The sequence below is a fragment of the Terrabacter sp. Root85 genome (genome assembly GCF_001429185.1).
Classification (GTDB): Bacteria; Actinomycetota; Actinomycetes; order Actinomycetales; family Dermatophilaceae; genus Terrabacter.
On sequence record NZ_LMIW01000001.1, the window covers coordinates 419,669 to 438,279 of the forward strand.

At 72.1% G+C, this 18,611-nt stretch carries 20 protein-coding genes; 6 read left to right on the forward strand and 14 right to left on the reverse strand.

The window, feature by feature from the left end:
• Nucleotides 1-7 precede the first annotated feature (7 nt).
• A complete protein-coding gene (locus ASE25_RS02000; RefSeq protein WP_056822371.1) occupies nucleotides 8-550 on the reverse strand; it encodes a YbjN domain-containing protein in 543 nt (180 codons plus the stop codon).
• Nucleotides 547-1,896 carry a D-inositol-3-phosphate glycosyltransferase gene (gene mshA, locus ASE25_RS02005; RefSeq protein WP_235508500.1) on the reverse strand — a complete coding sequence of 450 codons (1,350 nt, stop codon included), beginning with the start codon at nucleotides 1,894-1,896 and terminating at the stop codon, nucleotides 547-549. The genes ASE25_RS02000 and mshA overlap by 4 nt, the downstream gene beginning before the upstream one ends.
• Before the next feature lie 96 nt (nucleotides 1,897-1,992).
• Here mshA and ASE25_RS02010 point away from each other — a divergent pair, with 96 nt between their 5' ends.
• Together ASE25_RS02010 and ASE25_RS02015 are read left to right on the forward strand one after the other, a co-directional pair.
• Complete coding sequence (locus ASE25_RS02010; protein ID WP_056822373.1) at nucleotides 1,993-2,793, forward strand: hypothetical protein; 801 nt, start codon at nucleotides 1,993-1,995, stop codon at nucleotides 2,791-2,793.
• 150 nt (nucleotides 2,794-2,943) lie between these two features.
• Nucleotides 2,944-3,879, forward strand: coding sequence for an MEDS domain-containing protein (locus ASE25_RS02015; protein WP_056771634.1), 936 nt, complete (start codon nucleotides 2,944-2,946; stop codon nucleotides 3,877-3,879).
• Between the two features lie 109 nt (nucleotides 3,880-3,988).
• On the opposite strand, the gene ASE25_RS02020 is transcribed toward ASE25_RS02015, so the two are convergent.
• The 9 genes from ASE25_RS02020 to ASE25_RS02060 form a co-directional block, all read right to left on the reverse strand.
• Complete coding sequence (locus ASE25_RS02020) at nucleotides 3,989-4,453, reverse strand: phosphomannose isomerase type II C-terminal cupin domain (RefSeq protein ID WP_082619379.1); 465 nt, start codon at nucleotides 4,451-4,453, stop codon at nucleotides 3,989-3,991.
• A 75-nt stretch (nucleotides 4,454-4,528) separates the two neighbouring features.
• On the reverse strand, nucleotides 4,529-4,843 hold the full coding sequence (locus ASE25_RS02025) for a DUF2516 family protein (RefSeq protein ID WP_056771636.1): 315 nt from the start codon (nucleotides 4,841-4,843) through the stop codon (nucleotides 4,529-4,531).
• 86 nt (nucleotides 4,844-4,929) lie between these two features.
• Nucleotides 4,930-5,355, reverse strand: coding sequence for a D-aminoacyl-tRNA deacylase (gene dtd / locus ASE25_RS02030; protein WP_056771639.1), 426 nt, complete (start codon nucleotides 5,353-5,355; stop codon nucleotides 4,930-4,932).
• 30 nt (nucleotides 5,356-5,385) lie between these two features.
• Nucleotides 5,386-6,378, reverse strand: coding sequence for an asparaginase (locus ASE25_RS02035; RefSeq protein WP_056823757.1), 993 nt, complete (start codon nucleotides 6,376-6,378; stop codon nucleotides 5,386-5,388).
• 107 nt (nucleotides 6,379-6,485) lie between these two features.
• Nucleotides 6,486-7,523 carry a hypothetical protein gene (locus tag ASE25_RS02040; RefSeq protein WP_056822375.1) on the reverse strand — a complete coding sequence of 346 codons (1,038 nt, stop codon included), beginning with the start codon at nucleotides 7,521-7,523 and terminating at the stop codon, nucleotides 6,486-6,488.
• A gap of 1 nt (nucleotide 7,524) precedes the next feature.
• Complete coding sequence (locus ASE25_RS02045; RefSeq protein WP_056822376.1) at nucleotides 7,525-8,013, reverse strand: helix-turn-helix domain-containing protein; 489 nt, start codon at nucleotides 8,011-8,013, stop codon at nucleotides 7,525-7,527.
• Between the two features lie 192 nt (nucleotides 8,014-8,205).
• The gene (locus ASE25_RS02050) at nucleotides 8,206-9,060 is read right to left on the reverse strand and encodes a 3-keto-5-aminohexanoate cleavage protein (protein WP_056822378.1); all 855 of its coding nucleotides are present in this window, start codon (nucleotides 9,058-9,060) and stop codon (nucleotides 8,206-8,208) included.
• A gap of 35 nt (nucleotides 9,061-9,095) precedes the next feature.
• Nucleotides 9,096-10,139, reverse strand: coding sequence for a folate-binding protein YgfZ (locus ASE25_RS02055; RefSeq protein ID WP_056822380.1), 1,044 nt, complete (start codon nucleotides 10,137-10,139; stop codon nucleotides 9,096-9,098).
• Nucleotides 10,140-10,167: 28 nt separating this feature from the next.
• A complete protein-coding gene (locus ASE25_RS02060) occupies nucleotides 10,168-10,665 on the reverse strand; it encodes an FABP family protein (RefSeq protein ID WP_030199640.1) in 498 nt (165 codons plus the stop codon).
• A gap of 23 nt (nucleotides 10,666-10,688) precedes the next feature.
• On the opposite strand from ASE25_RS02060, the gene ASE25_RS02065 reads away from it, so the two are divergent.
• Nucleotides 10,689-11,060, forward strand: a complete 372-nt coding sequence (locus ASE25_RS02065; protein ID WP_056771650.1) for a DsrE family protein — start codon at nucleotides 10,689-10,691, stop codon at nucleotides 11,058-11,060.
• Nucleotides 11,061-11,099: 39 nt separating this feature from the next.
• Here the strand turns inward: ASE25_RS02065 and ASE25_RS02070 are convergent, their stop codons facing one another.
• A complete protein-coding gene (locus ASE25_RS02070; protein ID WP_056771653.1) occupies nucleotides 11,100-11,936 on the reverse strand; it encodes a hypothetical protein in 837 nt (278 codons plus the stop codon).
• A gap of 6 nt (nucleotides 11,937-11,942) precedes the next feature.
• Complete coding sequence (locus ASE25_RS02075) at nucleotides 11,943-12,233, reverse strand: MoaD/ThiS family protein (RefSeq protein WP_056771655.1); 291 nt, start codon at nucleotides 12,231-12,233, stop codon at nucleotides 11,943-11,945.
• Between the two features lie 66 nt (nucleotides 12,234-12,299).
• Here ASE25_RS02075 and ASE25_RS02080 point away from each other — a divergent pair, with 66 nt between their 5' ends.
• Nucleotides 12,300-13,004 carry a response regulator transcription factor gene (locus ASE25_RS02080; protein ID WP_056771658.1) on the forward strand — a complete coding sequence of 235 codons (705 nt, stop codon included), beginning with the start codon at nucleotides 12,300-12,302 and terminating at the stop codon, nucleotides 13,002-13,004.
• A 110-nt stretch (nucleotides 13,005-13,114) separates the two neighbouring features.
• On the opposite strand, the gene ASE25_RS02085 is transcribed toward ASE25_RS02080, so the two are convergent.
• A complete protein-coding gene (locus tag ASE25_RS02085) occupies nucleotides 13,115-14,956 on the reverse strand; it encodes a bifunctional UDP-sugar hydrolase/5'-nucleotidase (protein WP_056822382.1) in 1,842 nt (613 codons plus the stop codon).
• A gap of 267 nt (nucleotides 14,957-15,223) precedes the next feature.
• Here ASE25_RS02085 and mshD point away from each other — a divergent pair, with 267 nt between their 5' ends.
• Nucleotides 15,224-16,204 (forward strand): mycothiol synthase, encoded by a 981-nt coding sequence (gene mshD / locus ASE25_RS02090; protein ID WP_056822384.1) that lies wholly within the window; start codon nucleotides 15,224-15,226, stop codon nucleotides 16,202-16,204.
• 44 nt (nucleotides 16,205-16,248) lie between these two features.
• Nucleotides 16,249-18,609, forward strand: a complete 2,361-nt coding sequence (locus ASE25_RS02095; protein WP_056822386.1) for an RNA degradosome polyphosphate kinase — start codon at nucleotides 16,249-16,251, stop codon at nucleotides 18,607-18,609.
• The last annotated feature ends 2 nt before the right edge of the window (nucleotides 18,610-18,611 follow it).

Genomic DNA, 18,611 nt, shown 5'->3' on the forward strand with positions numbered 1-18,611 from the left:
CGGCCGATCACGCGTCCGAGCCGTCGTCCAGCAGGTGACGGAAGGCGTCGAGGTTGCGCGTCGACTCGCCGCGTGAGACCCGCCAGGCCCACTCCTTGCGCATCGAGCCGAGGAAGCCGAGCGCGAGCAGCTCGTTGAAGACGTCGTCGCTCGCCGACAGGACGATCCCGAAGAGCTGGTCGAGGTGCTCGGGCTCCACCGCGACCGTCGGCACCTCGCCACGCAGGTAGACGTCGCCGTCGGTGTCGACGGCGTAGGCGACGCCCTGCAACCGGAGGTTCTTGCGCAGGAGGGTGCGGTAGAACGCCTCGTGGTTCTCGTCCGGGTTGCGGATGACGAAGGCGCTGACGCTCGTCGTCCGGTCGCGCAGGAGCACCGACACGACAGTCTTGAGCTTCTTCTCGCCGGGCAGGGTGACGACGTACTCCCGCGGGCGCCCACCGAGCTCCCACTCGAGCCCGACGGAGTCGAGGTATGCCGTGAGGCGGGACTCGGCGGCCGCGCCCGGTGAGTCGTCGGCCGGGGTGGTCTCCTGCGGCTCGGCGCTCACGGGATCACCGCCGTCGGGACGCCGACGAGGCTCTGGCCCTCGTCGATGGGCGACTCGTTGCCGCCGGCGGCCCGTTCACGGATCGCCTGCCGGTAGACCTCGAGGAGCCGGTCGGTGGTCGCTCCCCAGCCGAACTGCGCCGCGTGCGCGACCGCCGCGGAGCCCAGCGCGAGACGGCGGTCGTCGTCGCGCAGCAGGGACTCGACGGCGTCGGTCCAGTCGGGGGTCGCGTGACCGTCGACGAGGACGCCGGCGTCTCCGACGGCGGTCGGGAGGCCGCCGACGTGCGCCGCGACAACGGGGGTGCCACAGGCCTGCGCCTCGATGGCGACGAGACCGAAGGACTCCGAGTGGCTCGGCACGAGGACGAGGTCGGCGGCGCGATACCACTGCGCCAGCACCTGGCGGTCGACCGGTGACACGAAGCGGACGACGTCGTCGATGCCGAGCGAGCGGGCCAGCTCCTCGAGCTCGTGTGGCCGGGTGAGGCCGCTGCCGCTGGGGCCGCCGAGGACGGCGACCGTGAGGCGCTCGCGGCGGGAGGGGTCGCGGCGGAGCAGCTCGCCGGCGACCCGGAGCAGCACGTCGGGTGCCTTGAGCGGCTGGATGCGCCCCACGAACAGGAGCAGCTGACCCTCGACGGGCAGGCCCAGGGCGCGCCGGGCCTCGCTGCGGTCCCCGGGGGTGAAGGTCGTCAGGTCGACGCCCGGGGGGACGACGGACACCTTGGCCGGCGGGGCGGCATACAACTCGATGAGCTCGCGGGCCTCGTCCTCGGTGTTGGCGATGAGGCGGTCGGCCGCCTCGACGACCTGGACCTCACCGATCTCGCGGCCGCGGGGCTCCGGCGGGTCGCCCTCGGCGAGGTGGAGGTTCTTGACGCGCGCCATCGTGTGCATCGTGTGGACGAGCGCGACGCGCCAGCGGTCGGCCGCGAGCCAGCCGACCTGACCGGAGAGCCAGTAGTGCGAGTGGACGAGGTCGTAGTGGTCCTCGGGGACCGAGAGCCCGGCCTGCATGATGCCGGCCGAGAAGGCGCAGAGCTGGCCCGGCAGGTCCTCCTTGGCGAGGCCCTCGTAGGGGCCCGCGGTCACGTGACGCACGCGCACGCCCGGCACGAGGTCGGACTCGATCGGCGTCGCGCCGGTGGTGCGGCGGGTGAAGATGTCGACCTCGATCCCGCGCGCGGCGAGCTCCTTCGCGGTCTCGGCGACGTAGACGTTGAGGCCCCCGGCGTCACCCGTACCGGGCTGCTCGAGGGGCGAGGTGTGCACGCTGATCATCGCCACCCGTCTCGGATCGGCCGCCATCGGCATCCCTTCGTCCTGCGCGTCGTTCGTCGTCATGGTCTTCCTCGACTCAACCACACGCGCGATTCGATGTATTCCGCGGTCGCCGGTGACCCCGGAACACCTCCGACCGGCGCTGGCTAGGCTGCGGAGGTGCCCCCACGCCAGCGCCCCGTCGGCACCGTGACCCGTGGGACGACGAACCCGAACCGGCTGAGGCGGTGCGACCGGTGGATCGCCGGACCGCAGGCGTGGCGCCTCCGGCGCAGCCCGACACCCCCGGTCGTCGTCGACCTCGGCTACGGCGCCTCGCCCATCACGGCGGTCGAGCTGCACGAACGGCTGCGGCAGGTGCGCGCCGACGTCAGGGTCGTCGGCATCGAGATCGAGCCGGCTCGGGTGGCCGCCGGCAAGCCGCTCGAGCGGGACGGCCTGACCTTCCGGCTCGGCGGCTTCGAGGTGCCGCTCGACGACGGCGAGCGTCCCACGGTGGTGCGCGCCTTCAACGTGCTGCGGCAGTACGCCGAGGACGAGGTGCCGGCCGCCTGGGCCCTCGTCCAGGAGCGCCTGGCGCCGGACGGGCTCCTCGTCGACGGCACGTGCGACGAGATCGGCCGCCGCGCATCGTGGGTCGCGGTCGACAAAGCCGGTCCCGTCAGCCTGACGATCTCGCTGCGCATGGGCGGCCTCGAGCGCCCGTCCGACGTCGCCGAGCGGCTGCCCAAGTCGCTCATCCACCGCAACGTGCCGGGCGAGCCCGTCCACGCCTTCCTCGCCGACCTCGACCGGGCGTGGGCCCGTAGCGCGCCGCAGTCGTCGTGGGGCGCACGTCAGCGCTTCCTCGCCGCTGCGACGGAGGTCCGCGAGCGCTGGCCGCTGCTCGACGGCCCCTCGCGCTGGCGGCTCGGCGAGCTCACCGTCGACTGGACAGCGGTGGCCCCGCTCGGCCCCTGAGGCGGTTCGGGAGGTTTGCGCCCGTTTGGCCGTGGCGCCGCCCCCCGCGGGGGACTCACAGGAAACGCAAGCCACCGACGGCCGTGCCGTCGGCGTACGCTCGGCACCATGTCGCACGGCGGCATGACCGCGTGGGGGCGAGGTCATGCAGTGAGTTTCTACACGCTCGACAGTGAGGGTTTCGGCGCCGTCGCGCGATTCGTCGCGGACGGGTGGGACCGGGACGAGTGCGTCGTCGTCGTCGCCACCGCTCCGCACCGCGTCGCCGTCGAGGCGCTCCTCGTGGGAATGGGCCACGACCCCGCCGCGCGGGAGACCGCCGGCCGCTACCTCACGCTCGACGCCGAGGAGACCCTGGCCGAGCTGGTCGTCGACGGCCACCTGGACGCGGACCACTTCATGCGACGTGTCGGCGAGGTCGTCACCGAGGCCTCCGTCGCGGGGCGGCCGATCCGCGCCTTCGGCGAGATGGTCGCACTGCTCTGGCAGCGCGGACAGGTCGAGGTGGCCATCGACCTCGAGCTGCTGTGGAACCAGCTGCTCCGCGAGTACGACTTCTCGCTGCTGTGCGCCTACCCCACCGGGGTCTTCGAGCACGCGGAGCTCGTCGACGTGCGCCGGGTCTGCGACCTGCACACCGACCTCATGCCCGTCGGCGGTGCGTCCTCGACCGATGGCGCCCAGCTCGCGGCCGGCCACGCGTGCTCGCGCGTCTACCTGCCGACGGCCGAGTCGGTGCCGGCGGCCCGTCACTTCGTCGTCGACGTGCTGCGGGCCTGGGGCCACGACAGCCTCACGGCCGACGCCGCGCTCATCGTCTCGGAGCTCGCGACCAACGCCCTGACGCACGCAGCCTCCCCGTTCCGAGCGGTCGTCGACCGGCGTCGGGGCGGCCTGCGGATCGGTGTCGAGGACGCGGCCCTCACCCCGCTCCAGCGACGCGCCGCCGAGGCCGACGACGTCAGCGGACGCGGCGTCGACATCGTGGCGGCGCTGTCCGAGCGGTGGGGCTACAGCCCCGTGCCCGGCGGCAAGGTCGTGTGGGCCGAGCTGCTGCTCGACCCGAGCCGGTCACGCGCCGGCTGAGCCCGCCGGAAAGCGGCGTCCGTCACTGCCGACCGTCCGCGGACAGCGGTATGCCGCCGGGCCGGGCCCGGCGGCATACGTTCGTCCGTGTGTCGTGCTGCGTGCGTCCTCAGCGGACGTAGTCGTCCTCGAGCCGCTCGATGTCCGACTCGTCGAAGTGGCCGAAGCCGACCTCGAGGAGGCGGCCCGGGTGCTCGCCGGAGTTGCCCATGCGGTGGATCGAGTTGCGCGGGACCCAGACCGTCTCGCCCGGCTTGGCGCTCCACGTCCGGTCACCCACGGTGACGTCGATCGGCACGTCGAGGACCTGCCACATCTCACCGCGGTGGTCGTGCCGCTGGAGGGAGAGCCGGTGACCGGGCTGCACCGTGATGATCTTGACGGTGACCTGCTCGTTGGAGACGAACTGCTGGAACTCGCCCCACGGCCGCTCGGCGACGAAGATGTCCTCGGTCGGGTTGCGGTTGCCCAGGTCGTACTCGTCCGCGGTGTGACGCGGCGACGAGACGTTCTGGTGCTGGTGGGCGTCGAGCTCGTGGTCGACGACGGCAGCAGCAGGCTGCTGGTCGGACATGGTTCTCCTATCGGTTGTGAGTGCACCAGTGTGCCGTACGCGCAAGGCCCGGTGTCCCGAGCGGGCGCGTGAGGGTCACCACCCGGTGTTGGAGCGCCCCCCGATGCCCCTGACCTGCCGCAGCGCGGGGCGCACGTCGGCGAGGTAGACGGCGGCACCCACGAAGGCGAGCAGACCGAAGAGGCTGAGCGGGTTGAAGAGCGTGACGAAGCCGATGGCGAGGGCGACCCCGAGCAGCACGAGCCAGAAGGTCCGTGTGCGCTTGCCGGCGGCGACGTAGGCCTTCTCGGGGTGGCGCAGCGCGTCGACGAACGCGAAGACCTCGCACCCGAGCGCAACGACTCCGAGCACGAGGAGGACGACGTTCTGGAACCCCGAGTACAGCTGCATGGTGGAAGCGTAACCCGGCGACGGTCGCGCGACCCCTCCCAGCCGATTCCCAGACTCCCGCGAGGTCGGCTGCTGCGGTGCGCCGGTCAGGCGTCGACGACGAGGGTGAAAGGGCCGTCGTTGACGAGCGACACCTGCATCATCGCGCCGAAACGACCCGTCTCGACCTCGAGGCCCCTCCCCCGGAGCGCCGCCACGAGGTCGGCCACGAGCGGCTCGGCCACGGTCCCCGATGCGGCCGCGCTCCACGAGGGACGGCGGCCCTTGCGGGTGTCTGCGTGCAGCGTGAACTGGCTGACGACGAGGACGGGCGCCCCGGCGTCGGTGAGGCTCGCCTCGTCGCGCAGGATGCGCAGCTCGGCGATCTTGCGGGCCATCCGCTCGACCTGCTCGGGCCCGTCGTCGTGGGTGACACCGACGAGGGCCAGCAGGCCGGGGCGGTCGATGGCGCCGACGACCTCGCCGTCGACCTCGACCCGCGCGCTCGTGACGCGCTGGAGCACCGCCCTCATCTCGACCTCACGGGCCCGTCTCCATCCGCCTCAGACGCCGACGGCGACGACGGACCCGACGGGCTGGCCGTGGCCGAGCACCGGCTGGTGCTCGAGCACGGCGAGGACGTCGTCGCTGCCGACGCCGATGCGCCGCATCACCGCGGCGAGCAGCACGCTGCGGGCGCGCGACGAGCCGTCGGCGACCTTGACGGCGATGCCGCGGCCGTCGGGCAGGCCCACGGCGTAGACGGCCTCGGCGCCGTCCTTGGCGATGAGGCCGTCGACGCCGCGGATCAGGGCGGTGACGTCGCGGTGGGTGCCGCCGAGGTACTCCGGGAAGTCCCGGATGGCCGTCGCGATCCGGGCCTCCGGCCCCTCGGTGGCAGCGGCGAGCCGGCCGAACGACAGCGCGAGGGCGCGGAGCGGGACGGCATGGATCGGTGCGCCGCACCCGTCGACGGCGACGGCGCTCGGCTCGGCGCCGGTCAGCTCACGCACCGTCTCGGTGACGGCCACCTGCAGCGGGTGCTCGGGATCGCGGTAGGTCGCGAGGTCCCACCCGTTGACGACGCACGTCGCGAGCATCGAGGCGTGCTTGCCCGAGCAGTTCTGCGCGATCGACTGTCGCGGGCGGCCGCTCGAGATCCAGCCGATGCGGGCGGACTCGTCGTAGGGGTAGTCGGGGGTGTTCTGCAGGTCGGCCTCGGTCAGGCCGGCGCCGGCGAGGATCTCGCGGGCCGCCTCGACGTGGAAGTCCTCGCCGGAGTGGCTGGCGCACGCGAGCGACAGGAGGCGGCCGTCGTTCGCGAGCCCGTTGCGGACCATCGCGAGCGCCTGCAGGGGCTTGCTCGAGCTGCGCGGGAAGACCGCACCGCTCGCGTCGCCGACCTCGAGCTCGACCGCGCCGTCGGGAGCCGTGACGACGGCCGTGCCGTGGTGCACCGACTCGACGAAACCGGCCCGCACGACGTGCGCGACGACCGGGGCGTCGGCGAGCGCCGCGCTGACATGGGTGGAGGACGGGGCCAGGAGATGGGACACGCCCCGCAGTATGCCGGAGCGACGCAGCAGGGCCGCCACCCCGGGTGCGGGGTGGCGGCCCTGTCGTGCCTGTGGCGCCGGGGGGACCCGGCTGGAGGCGCGGCCGGTCAGGCGCTCGGAGCCGTGGTCGACGTCGTGCTCGGGGCGGTCGACGCCTTCCGGGCCGTCTTCTTGGCCGGCGTGGTCTTCTTGGCGGCGGTCTTCGTCGCGCTCTTGGTCGCCGCAGCCGTCTTGGTGGCCGTCTTGGTGGCCGTCTTGGTGGCCGTCTTCCTGGCCGCCTTCTTGGCCGGGGCGACCTTGCGGGCCACCGTGGCCTGCGGGTCGTCGGTCGTGGCCGAGCTGCGGGCAGCGACCTTGCGGGTCGTCGTGGCCTCGACCTCGTTGGCCTTGCGCGTCGCGGCGGACTTCTGGGCCGCCGACTTGCGGATCGCCGTCTGGTGGGCGGCGGTGCGCTTGGCCGGGACCGGCGCGGCGGCCGACTCGACGGCGTCGACCGAGGCCGAGACCTGCGAGCCGAGCTTCGAGGCGTCCTTGACGACGGCGCCCTTGAGGGTCTTCGCGACCTTCTCGCCCTCGCTCACGGCGGTCTCGGCGACGCGGCGACCACGGGTCACCGTGGCGGTGCCACGCTCGGCGAGGCCGAAGGCCGTGCGCTCACCCTGGGCGCGCAGGTCGGTGACGACCTTCTCGCCACGAGCCGCGGCGGCGTCGTACTGGTCCTTGGCGTTGCTCGCGATGACGAGGCCCTCGTTGAGGACGCGCGCCGGGAGGTCCTGGGCCCGCGTGACGAAGCGCTCGGCATACGTCGTCGCGAGCTTCTGGAGCTCGGTCGTGCGGCCCTGGAGGTCGATGATGCGCTTCTGGAGGTCCTTCTGCATCTGGTCGGCCTCCTTCTTGGCACCCTTGCGCAGGTCGACGGACTTGGCCTGCTTGCGTGCGACCTCGAGCTGCTCGCCCGCCGTGCGGACGGTGTCGATCGCGATGTTCGCGGCGCCGACGACGGCGTAGAACGGCGTCGGGTCGACCTGGACATCGGGCATGCGGTCCTCGACCTGGACGAGCTGGCCGCGCACGTCGGCGACGGCGGCCTCGGCCTGCTTCTGGGCGTCCTTGACGGCCTTGGTGATCTTCTTGCTGAGTGCCATCTCAGTTCTCCTTCTCGTTGAGCTCGGGGGTCGCGGCAGCGGTCGTGCTGCGCGACGGGCGCCGGCGAGGTGCTGCAGCCGGCGTAGGCGGTGGGCTGGGTGGGCGTCGCGCAGGACGCGTGGTCTCGGGCGTCGTCTCGTCATCGCCGACGAACGACAGGTAGATGTCGACGAGCACCGCGCGCTGCCGGTCGGTCAGGACCGGGTCGACCGCGATGGCGGAGAGGACGTCGGGCACGGCGGCAGGGTCGTCGGCGACCCGCTCGTCGAGGATGCCGGCCCGGACGTAGAGCGACTCGGCCGAGACCTGCAGCCCCTTGGCGATCTGCTGCAGGATCTCGGCGCTCGGGCGTTTGAGCCCGCGCTCGATCTGCGACAGGTAGGGGTTGGAGACGCCGGCCATCTCGGCAAGCTGCCGCAGCGACAGCTGGGCGCTCTCGCGCTGCTCGCGCAAGTAGGCCCCGAGGTCGGGTAGCGGAAGCTTGCTCATGCCTCCATTGTGCTAACTACAGCAAGCAGAATGCAAACTCTGGGCAGCGTGAGACGTCCCACACCGGTTCGCGCGCTCCGACCAGAAGCGCGAGACCAGAGGACCGGGCGCGGGAAGGAGTGCGCGCTGGAGGGACATGTCGCGCGCTCGGATCAGGAGCGCGCGAAACGAGGCCGCCCGCGCGTCGCGGCGTCAGCGGGTGCGACGATCCTTGATCGACAGGGCCTCACGCGCCTCGGTGGTCGACATCGGGGGGCGCTGCATGACCGTGGCGATCTCGGCGGCTCGGGACACGAGCTCGCTGTTGTGCGCGACCGGGCGACCCTTGGCATACATGAGGTTGTCCTCCATGCCGACGCGGAGGTGACCGCCGGCCGACAACGCGGCCGCGACGATCGGCAGGTGCGCGCGCCCGATGCCGGTGGCCGACCAGCTCGTCACCTCGGGCGGGAGCATCGCGACGCCCGCGAGCAGCGCCTGCGGGGTGCCGGGCATCGAGCCCGGCACCCCCGTGACGAAGTCGACGTGGACCTTGCCGCCGAAGGGCAGGCCGCACTCGTCGATGAGCCTGCGCAGCGCGTGCACGTGGCCGAGCTCGAAGAGCTCGAACTCCGGCACGACCTCTCGCTCCTGGGCCTGGCGGTAGAGGTCGACCATGAAGCCCCACGGGTTGAGGAAGACGCCGTCGCCGAAGTTCGTCGTGCCGCACGTGAGCGAGCACGAGTCGGGGTCGGCGTCGAGGACGGTGAGGCGCTTCTCGAGCGGGTCGGTGATGGAGCCGCCGGTCGAGAGCTGGACGATGAGGTCGGTGGCCTCACGGACACCGTCGACGGCCTCCTTGAGGAAGGCCGGCTCGAGCGTCGGCTGGTGCTGGCGGTCGCGCACGTGGATGTGGATGAGGGCCGCGCCCGCACGCTCGCACGCGACGGCGGTCTCGACGAGCTCCTCCGGTGTCGTCGGCAGCGCGGCGACGTCCGACTTGGCGGTCTCGGCGCCCGTGGGCGCGACGGTGATCAGGGTGCTCGCGGCGGTGCGTGCGGTGCTCATGCCGCACATCCTGCCAGCGCCCGGAGCGCCGTCGGTCAGGGGGCGACGATCGTCGTCTGCGCGGCCGAGAGGTCGTCGACGAGCAGCTCGAGGGTCGGGTCGGTGTTGCGCTTGATGACGGCGAGGGCGATGGGCCCGTCGACGTGGTGGCGCCCGACGGAGGTGACACGTCCGACGACGCGGTCGCCCGCCCGGACCTCGCTCCCCTGCGCCGGCAGGACGTGGCCAGAGCCGTCGAGGTGGAGGAAGACGATGCGGCGCGGCGGTCGCCCGAGGTTGTGAACGCGCGCCACGGTCTCCTGGCCGCGGTAGCACCCCTTCTGCAGGTGCACCGCGGTGCGCAGCCAGTCGAGCTCGTGGACGATCGTGCGGTGGTCGGTCTCGAGACCGAGCCGGGGACGCCAGGCGGCGATGCGGAGCGCCTCGGCGGCCCACAGTCCGGCCAGCGGCCGATCCCCCACGGCCGCAACGAGATCGGCGCGCGGGACGAGGACCTCGCGCCAGGCGCGGTCGGTGCCGGGGTGCCCGTCGACCGGGCCGTATGCCGTCGTGTCGCCGACGAGCTCGGGCCACGGGTCGCGCCAGGCGAGGGGCTCGCCGTCGACGGACTCGCTGGAGTGCGGCTCACCGAGCACGGCCCAGTCGTCGGTGACGAGGGCGACCTCGACGCGCAGCATGAAGCGCATCTTGTCGAGCCACTCGACGAGGGCCGGACCGGCGCCGGGCTCGGTCGTGATCCACGTCGTCGTGCCGTCGTCGACGAGGTGCAGCGAGTGCTCGACGTGGCCCTTGGGGCTGAGGATGAGGGCCTCGCGCGACTGGCGCGGCTCGAGGCCGAGGAGGTGCTGGGTCGTCAGGGAGTGGAGCCAGCTGAGCCGGTCGGGTCCGGTGACGGTGACGACGTCGCGGTGCGAGAGATCGACGACCGCGAGGCCCTCCTCGAGGAGGCGCTGCTCGCGCATGGGGTCACCGTGGTGCAGGGCCACCCCCGCCTCGAGACCCTCGCCGGCCACGGCACCCGGGCGCGACAGGAGCGGGCTCCTCGTCGTCGGGCGGGTCGGCAGCTCCAGGTCGCTCATGCCCGGTGGAACGCTCACGGCGTCCACCTCATTCCACGCGCTTGAGGGTGGCCGACACGTGGCTCTGGAGCTCCTGGCCCACGGCGGCCATGTCCATGACCCAGAGGAGGTTGGACTCGACGAGGCCGTACATGCGGGTCGCGGCGTTGTACTCCTTGGCTCCCGGGGCGCGCAGGACGCCGTCGGTCTTGAGCTGGATCTTGGCCGGCTCGATCTTGCCGTAGTAGAGCTCGAGGATGCCGGTGGGGTGCGCGAGGAGCAGCTCGACCTCGCCGTTCTCGAGCGGGCGCCAGAAGCCGGACTCGACCGCCGCCGGGCGCACCTTGGCGCCGTTCTCGGAGTCGAGGATCCACGCCCGGCTCTCCCACTTGAGGAAGCCACGCCCGTCGTGCGTCACCTCGACCTCCTGGCCGAAGTGCGCGGACTCGATCGTCGGGTAGCCGACGACGCCCGCGCCCTCCCAGCGTCCGATGAGCCAGGCGAGGGGTCGCAGCGGCTCCGGGATGTCCTGGTCGAGGTTGAACATGCGCCCGATCGTAGCCTGATCCCATGGACACCCCCGCGCGCTCGCTCGTCGTCAAGGTCACCGCCGGCACCGAGGCTCCCGAGCGCCTCTCGCAGGCCTTCACCGTCGCCGCGACGGCCGTCGCGAGCGGCGTCGACGTCTCGCTGTGGCTCACGGGCGAGTCCACGTGGATGGCCGTCCCCGGACGCGCCGAGGAGTTCGAGCTGGCGTATGCCGCCCCGCTCGTCGACCTGCGCGACGCCGTGCTCGCGGGTGGCCGGCTCACCGTCTGCACGCAGTGCGCGGCCCGGCGCGACCTGACGCAGGACCAGCTGGTCGACGGTGCGGTGATCAAGGGCGCGGCCGTCTTCGTCGAGGAGGTCATGGCCCCGGGGGTGCAGGCCCTCGTCTACTGACCCGCAGAACGTGGCCCCTCGACGGTTGGGGGTGGGGAGTCAGGTGAGGACGGAGAAGAGGTGGACGACGGCGCCGACGGCGAGCACCGACCCGGCTCCGGCGCCGACCTGGCCCCGGACCGTCAGCATCGCCGGTTGCAGCGCGAGCACCCGGCGGAACGACCACGACACGGTGCCGACGGCGGCACCGATCCCCAGCGCCTCGAGGGTGCCGACCTCGGAGCCGCGTGAGGCGACGACGGCCGCCAGCACCGCGGCCGCGAGCGCCACGAACCCGAGGAACGGCGTCGCGCCACGCACCCCGACGAGCAGGTCGGTGACGACGGCCGCCCCGACAGCCGCCATGGCCACGACCGCGACCGCCTGGCCCCGGTCGCTGTTGGCGGCGACGACCGCCGTGGTGCCGGACGCGACGACGACGAGGCCGCCGAACGACGAGAGCAGCGTCAGGACGAGCCCTTCACGGCCCGTCCGACGGACGAGCTGACCGGAGAAGGCGAGCAGGATGCCGAACGCGACGGCGGCCGGGACCCAGAGCAGGTCCTGGCGCAGCGCGCTGAGCACGATCGCGACGGAGGCCACCGCGAGCACGACGGTCGTCGCCGTCGGGGTCCACGACCCGGTGAGGAGCGGCCAGCCCCAGGCCACCGCGAGAGCGAGCGCGAGCGTCACACCGAGCGTGGCGGCATACCCCGTGCCCTGGGCGACGAGGAGGGCCACGGCGGCCACGAGCGTCGCGACGACGCTGACCCAGCGGATGCGGTCGGCGCCGGCGGGCGACAGCGGGAGGCGGAGCGACCCGGCGGCCACCGAGGAGTCGGAGGCGTCGGGACCGGGCTCGCGGAGGGCCGCGTTGTCCTCAGGCACGGGGGCCATTGTGCATCACCCGCCGGCGAAGGGCGGCAGCACCTCGACGGTGCCGCCGTCGGTCATCCGCGCATCGCGACCCACCTTCCGCCCGTCGAGCAGGAAGCTCGCGACGCGCGCCACCCGGGCGAGGTCGGGGTGGTCGGCGACGGCCGCGTCGACGACCTCGCCCACCGTCGCGCCGGTGCGCGCCTCGCTGTCGACGCCGGCCGCCGCACGGGCCGCGGCCCAGTAGCGCACGGTGACGGTCGCGAGAGCCGGCCCGGTCGTCCCGACCGTGCGCGACTCGGGTCCACTCGGGGCCATCTCACTCCGTCTCATCGTTGGTGCGGTCTCATCCGCTGGTGACCAGTCTCGCCTATCCTGCATGAGATGGCCCGACTGCTGCTGCTCACCAACGCGCTGGCCCCCAGCGCCGAGGTGCTGCCTGCCCTCGGGCTGCTGAGCCACACGGTGCGCATCCTGCCCGCCGAGGCCACCGCCCTCGTCGACTCGCCCGACTGCGACGTCGTCATCATCGATGCGCGACGGGAGCTGGCGAGCGCACGCTCCCTGTGCCGGGTGCTGCGTACGACGGGGATCGGCACCCCCCTGCTGGCCGTCCTCACCGAGGGCGGCCTCGCTGGTCTGACGGCCGAGTGGGGCCTTGACGACGTGCTGCTCGACACGGCCGGGCCTGCGGAGGTCGACGCCCGCCTGCGCCTCGCCATGACGAAGGGTCAGGACGACGACGCCGACCTCGACCTGCCCATCACCTCGGGCGAGCTCGTCATCGACGAGGCCTCCTACTCCGCGAAGTTCCGCGGCAGCCCGCTCGACCTGACCTACAAGGAGTTCGAGCTCATCAAGTACCTCGCGCAGCACCCGGGACGCGTCTTCACCCGCGCCCAGCTGCTCCAGGAGGTCTGGGGCTACGACTACTACGGCGGCACCCGCACCGTGGACGTGCACGTGCGGCGCCTCCGCGCCAAGCTCGGGCCCGACCACGAGGCGCTCATCGGGACGGTCCGCAACGTCGGCTACCGCCTCGTGCCCGACCGCGCCGAGGCCCCGGCCACGCAGCCCGCCGACGCCTGAGTCGACCCGCCCCACGGGACGCACCACCCGGCATACGCCCAGGGGAACGAGAGACGGCCCGGCTCCACCAGGAGCCGGGCCGTCTCTCCGTTCACGGACGCGTCAGACGGTCACGGGGTGTAGGTGACCCGGTCCAGCGGCGGCGGGGTGTAGGGCGACTTGGCCGTCAGGTAGTTCGCGAAGGCGTCGATGTCGAGCCCACCGAAGTACTTGCCGGTCCCGTCCCGGAACGCCGGGAACCCGTCTCCGCCGTCGGCGAGGAAGTTGTTGGTCACGACCCGGTAGGTGGCGGCCGGGTCGACCGGGACGCCGTTGATCTTGACGTTGCTGACCGACACGCGATTGTGCGTGTAGGTCAGACCGGCGCTCGTCGCGAGGACGTACGGACGGGTCGGTGCACCCGCGGAGTTGACGAACTGCTGGTTCAGCACGGCGACGAGCTGCTGGCCGGTCAGGCTCAGCGACACGAGGTAGTTGTTGAACGGCTGCACCGTGAAGGCGGCCTCGTAGGTCACGTCGCCCGCGGAGTTCTCCTGCAGGTCGCCGCGGATGCCGCCCGCGTTCATGAACGACACGACCGGCGCGACGCCACCCGGGGGGATCGTCGAAGGGTCCGCCAGCTGGGCGTCCGCGATGAGGTCACCGAGAGGGGACTCGCCTGCGTCGTTGGCCGTGCGGCTGACCGAGGAACCCGCCACCTGACCGATGACCTTGTTGGCGATGGTGGCCACCAGCGTCTTGTACTTGGCGATGAGCGCGGTCTCTCCGGCGTCCTTCGCCACGTCCCGCGAGACGATCCGGTTGACCGAGTCAACCATCGTCGGGCGGATGATGTCGGACGTGCGGCGGTCGTACTTGACGTTGGTCTCGGTGTAGAGGCGACCGAACGACGAGGCCGAGGTGACGAGGCGCGGCTTGTTGGCCTTGTCGGGGAGTGCACAGACGTAGGGCTGGTGTGTGTGGCCGGAGACGATCATGTCGATGGCCGGGTCGAGTCGACTGTTGATGTCGAGGAGCGGGCCCGAGAGCGTGCCCCCGCGACCGCACACGTAGTCGTAGTCTGCGCTGACCTGCGACGTGACACCGGTCGCCGGGTCGGTCCACGGCATCCGGCTGAGGTTGCCACCCTCGTGCAGCAGCACGACGATTGCGTTGACGCCCTGCGCCTTGAGGACCGGCACGAGCGCGTTGGCCGTGTCGGCCTCGTCCTTGAAGGAGAGCCCGGCGACGCCGGCGGCCGTGACGATGCTCGGGGTGCCCTCGAGCGTCATGCCGATGAAGGCGACCTTGGCACCGTTGAACTTCTTGATCGTGTAGGCCGGCAGGATCGGCTTGCCCGTGGCGGTCTCGATGACGTTGGCAGCGAGGTAGGGGAAGGACGCGCCGGCAAAGGAGCCGTCGGGGCACGAGTTCTGGTTGTTGAGGCCGTCACCGTCGTCGATGCAGCCGCCCGCGTCGAGGCGCTGGAGCTCGCGGTAGCCCTCGTCGAACTCGTGGTTGCCCACGGCCGCGACGTCGAGGCCGAGCTCGTTCATCGCCTCGATCGACGGTTCATCGTGGAAGGCCGCCGACAGCAGCGGCGTGGCACCCACGAGGTCACCCGCGGCGACGGTCACGGTGTTCTCGTGCCCGACACGAGCCGCCTTGAGGTGGGTCGCGAGGTACTCCACACCTCCGGCATTCGGCCCGGACTCGAGGATCTCGGTCACGTTGCCGTCTTTGTCGGTGTCGGCCGAGTCGACGAAGTGACCGGTGACGACACGAGCACTGGAGCCGCTCGGCGTCTCGAGGTTCCCGTGGAAATCGTTGAACGACAGGATCTGGATGTCGATCTGCGTCTTGCCCGGTGCGTTGCTCGCGTCCGGTGCGGCGGCGAGGGCCGGTGCCGCGAGGGCCGCGGCGCAGATCCCTGCGACGGCGACGCCCATGGTGCGGCGGGTGGTACGGGACATGTCTTCCCCTTGATCAGCGGTGTGGATCGCGTGCCCATCGGCACCCACGGGAGGCTAGTGCCAGGAGAGTGCCGGGAGGGGCTTGCTGCGTGACGGTGTTGTGAACTGCTGGCACGGCCAGGTGCCCCGGTGCCGACTCGAGTGCCGACTCGAGTGCAGAACCGGTGCCGTGAGCTGCGTGCAGGGCCCCCGAGCCCTGACCGGACCCTAGCCGGAGCGGGCGACGGGCGGGAGTCCCCCGCCGGGTCGTTGTGGTGGAATCGCCGTATGCCGCGCCCCACCGTCGCCCTGCGCGACACGACGAACCCGCTCACTCCGGACGAGTCCGCCACCGTACTCGCGCTGGCCGCGGAGGCCGCCGACGCGGACGGGTCGGAGGCGCTCTCGGAGCAGTTCCGGCTGTCCGTGCGGTCCCGGGAGCACGACGGGGTCGGTCACCTCCTCGCGCTCGGGCCCGACGGGACGCTCGTCGGCTACGCCCAGTCACGCTCGGGCGAGGGACCACCGTCGGGCGAGCTCGTCGTGGCGCCGGGGTCGCGCCGGTCCGGGGTGGGCACGGCGCTGCTCGCGCGCCTGCCGGACGGCATACGCCTGTGGAGCCACGCGACGGGAGCGGCGGCCGACGCCGCCACGGCGTTCGCCCGCGCCACCGGGCTCGTGCCGGTGCGATCGCTCCACGTCATGGGCCGGTCGCTCCGCGACGGGCCCGCGTGGCCGGCCGCGTCGCTCGACCCGAGGTATGCCGTCCGCTCCTTCGAGCCCGGACGTGACGAGGACGCGTGGCTGGCCCTCAACGCGGCGGCGTTCGCGCACCACCCGGAGCAGGGCTCGCTGCGTCGGGCCGACCTCGACCAGCGGATGGCCGAGCCGTGGTGGGACCCGGCCGGGCTCGTCCTCGTCGTCGAGGCCGCCGCCCCCGACGTGCTCGCCGCCTCCCACTGGACCAAGGTCGACCCGCCGGACGGTGACGTAGGCGAGGTCTACGTCGTGGCCGTCTCACCCGACCGGCAGGGCCAGGGGCTGGGGCGCGCGGTCACGGTGCTGGGCCTGGACCACCTGCGCTCGCTCAGCCTGGCGCGCGTCGTGCTCTACGTCGACGAGGACAACGTCGCGGCCGTGCGCACCTACGCCGCCCTCGGCTTCGAGGACGTCGAGGTGCACCGGCAGTTCGCTCGGGCGAGCGAGGCGAGCGAGGCGGGCGACGCGGCGGACCAGGTGGGTGGGGTCTCCTCGCCCGCCGTCGGCTGAGACGAGTTCACCCCCACGTCGCCTTTCGGTGCCACGATGGTCGCATGAGCACCGGCAGCCTCACCTCCACCGACCTGGACGAGCAGGACGTCGCCACGGCGGACGCCCGCGACGCGAGACCGGACGAGGCCTCCACCGAGGGCGTCACCGAGGGTGCGACCGAGTCGGCCGGCGAGTCGGCCAGCGAGTCGGCCGAGGTCAGCTCGTTCACGAGCACCGTCCCCAACCGGCGCATCCCGGCCCGCGCCCCGAACGGACGGTTCGTCGGCGCCGGAACGCAGGGCGACGACGAGGACGACCTGCCGGCAGACCGCTACCTCGAGCGCGAGCTGTCCTGGCTGCAGTTCAACGAGCGGGTGCTCCAGCTCGCCATGGACCCCGCCGTGCCGCTCCTCGAGCGCACCCGCTTCCTCGCGATCTTCGCCAACAACCTCGACGAGTACTTCATGGTCCGCGTCGCGGGCCTCAAGCGCCGCATCGCCACGGGGCTGGCCGTGCGCACCGCCGCCGGCCTCGAGCCGCGCGAGCTCATCGAGCGCATCGCCCGGCTCGCGCACGAGCTGATGCAGCAGCACGCCGGCGTCTTCCAGCACGACGTGCGGCCGTCGCTCGAGGAGCAGGGCATCACCGTCGTGCGCTGGGACGACCTCGACGAGGACGACCGCGAGCCCCTTCACTACTTCTTCGCCGAGCGCGTCTTCCCCGTGCTCACGCCGCTCGCCGTCGACCCGGCGCACCCGTTCCCCTACATCTCCGGACTGTCGCTCAACCTCGCGGTGCTGCTCCAGAACCCCAAGACGGGCACCGAGCACTTCGCCCGCGTCAAGGTGCCGCCGAGCCTGCCGCGCTTCATCCTCGTCGAGGAGGACCTCGACGCCGACGTGGTGCGCAAGCGCTTCGTGCCGCTCGAGGACGTCATCGCGAGCCACCTCGACCAGCTCTTCCCCGGGATGCTCGTGCAGGAGCACTTCAGCTTCCGCGTCACGCGCAACGAGGACCTCGAGGTGGAGGAGGACGACGCCGAGAACCTCCTCACCGCCCTCGAGAAGGAGCTGACCCGGCGCCGCTTCGGTCCGCCCATCCGGCTCGAGGTCGAGGACGACATCGACCCCAAGGTCCTCGACATGCTCGCCCGCGAGCTCCAGATCAGCGACCGCGAGATCTACCGCCTGCCGACGCCGCTCGACCTGCGCGGCCTCTTCACCATCGCCGACGTCGACCGCAGCGACCTCGAGTTCCCGAAGTTCTTCCCGCGCACCCACCCGGACTTCGCACCGACCGAGAGTGCGAAGGCGATCGACCTGCTCACCGCCGTGCGCCAGAAGGACGTGCTCGTCCAGCACCCCTACAACTCGTTCTCGACATCGGTGCAGGCCTTCATCGAGCAGGCCGCGAACGACCCGAAGGTCCTCGCGATCAAGCAGACGCTCTACCGCACCTCGGGTGACTCCCCGATCATCGACGCCCTCATCGACGCCGCCGAGGCCGGCAAGCAGGTCCTCGCCGTCGTCGAGATCAAGGCCCGCTTCGACGAGGTCAACAACATCTCGTGGGCCCGTCAGCTCGAGCAGGCTGGTGTCCACGTCGTCTACGGCGTCGTCGGCCTCAAGACCCACGCGAAGCTGTGCCTCGTCGTGCGCCAGGAGTCCGAGGGGCTCGTGCGCTACTGCCACATCGGCACCGGCAACTACAACCCGAAGACGGCCCGCGTCTACGAGGACTTCGGCCTCTTCACCACCGACCCCCAGGTCGGCGAGGACCTCTCGCGCCTCTTCAACCTCCTCTCGGGCTTCGCGCCCCGGAGCAAGTTCAAGCGACTCCTCGTCGCGCCGCGGTCGGTGCGCTCGGGCCTCATCGACCTCGTCGACGAGGAGATCGAGCTGCACCAGTCGCGCCGCGACGGCGCGCCGGACGGCCGGATCGTCATCAAGGCCAACTCGATCGTCGACGAGGCACTCATCGACGCGCTCTACCGGGCGAGCATCGCCGGGGTCAGGGTCGACATCTGGGTGCGCGGCATCTGCGCGCTGCGTCCCGGCGTCGAGGGCCTGTCCGAGAACATCCGGGTGCGCTCCATCCTCGGCCGCTTCCTCGAGCACTCGCGCGTCTTCTGGTTCGAACACGGGGGCGACCCGCAGGTCTACATCGGCAGCGCCGACATGATGCACCGCAACCTCGACCGCCGCGTCGAGGCACTCGTGCGCATCGTCGAGCCGAGCCACGTCGTCGAGCTCGCCGACCTCATCGACCTCGCCTTCGCCGAGACCACCTCGCGCTGGGACCTCGGCTCCGACGGCCGCTGGGTGCGCCACCACCTGTCCGAGTCCGGCGAGCCGCTCGACGACCTCCAGGAGAGGCTCATCGAGCGCCACGACAAGCGCCGCCGCAAGGCCCGCCGCCGCTGAGC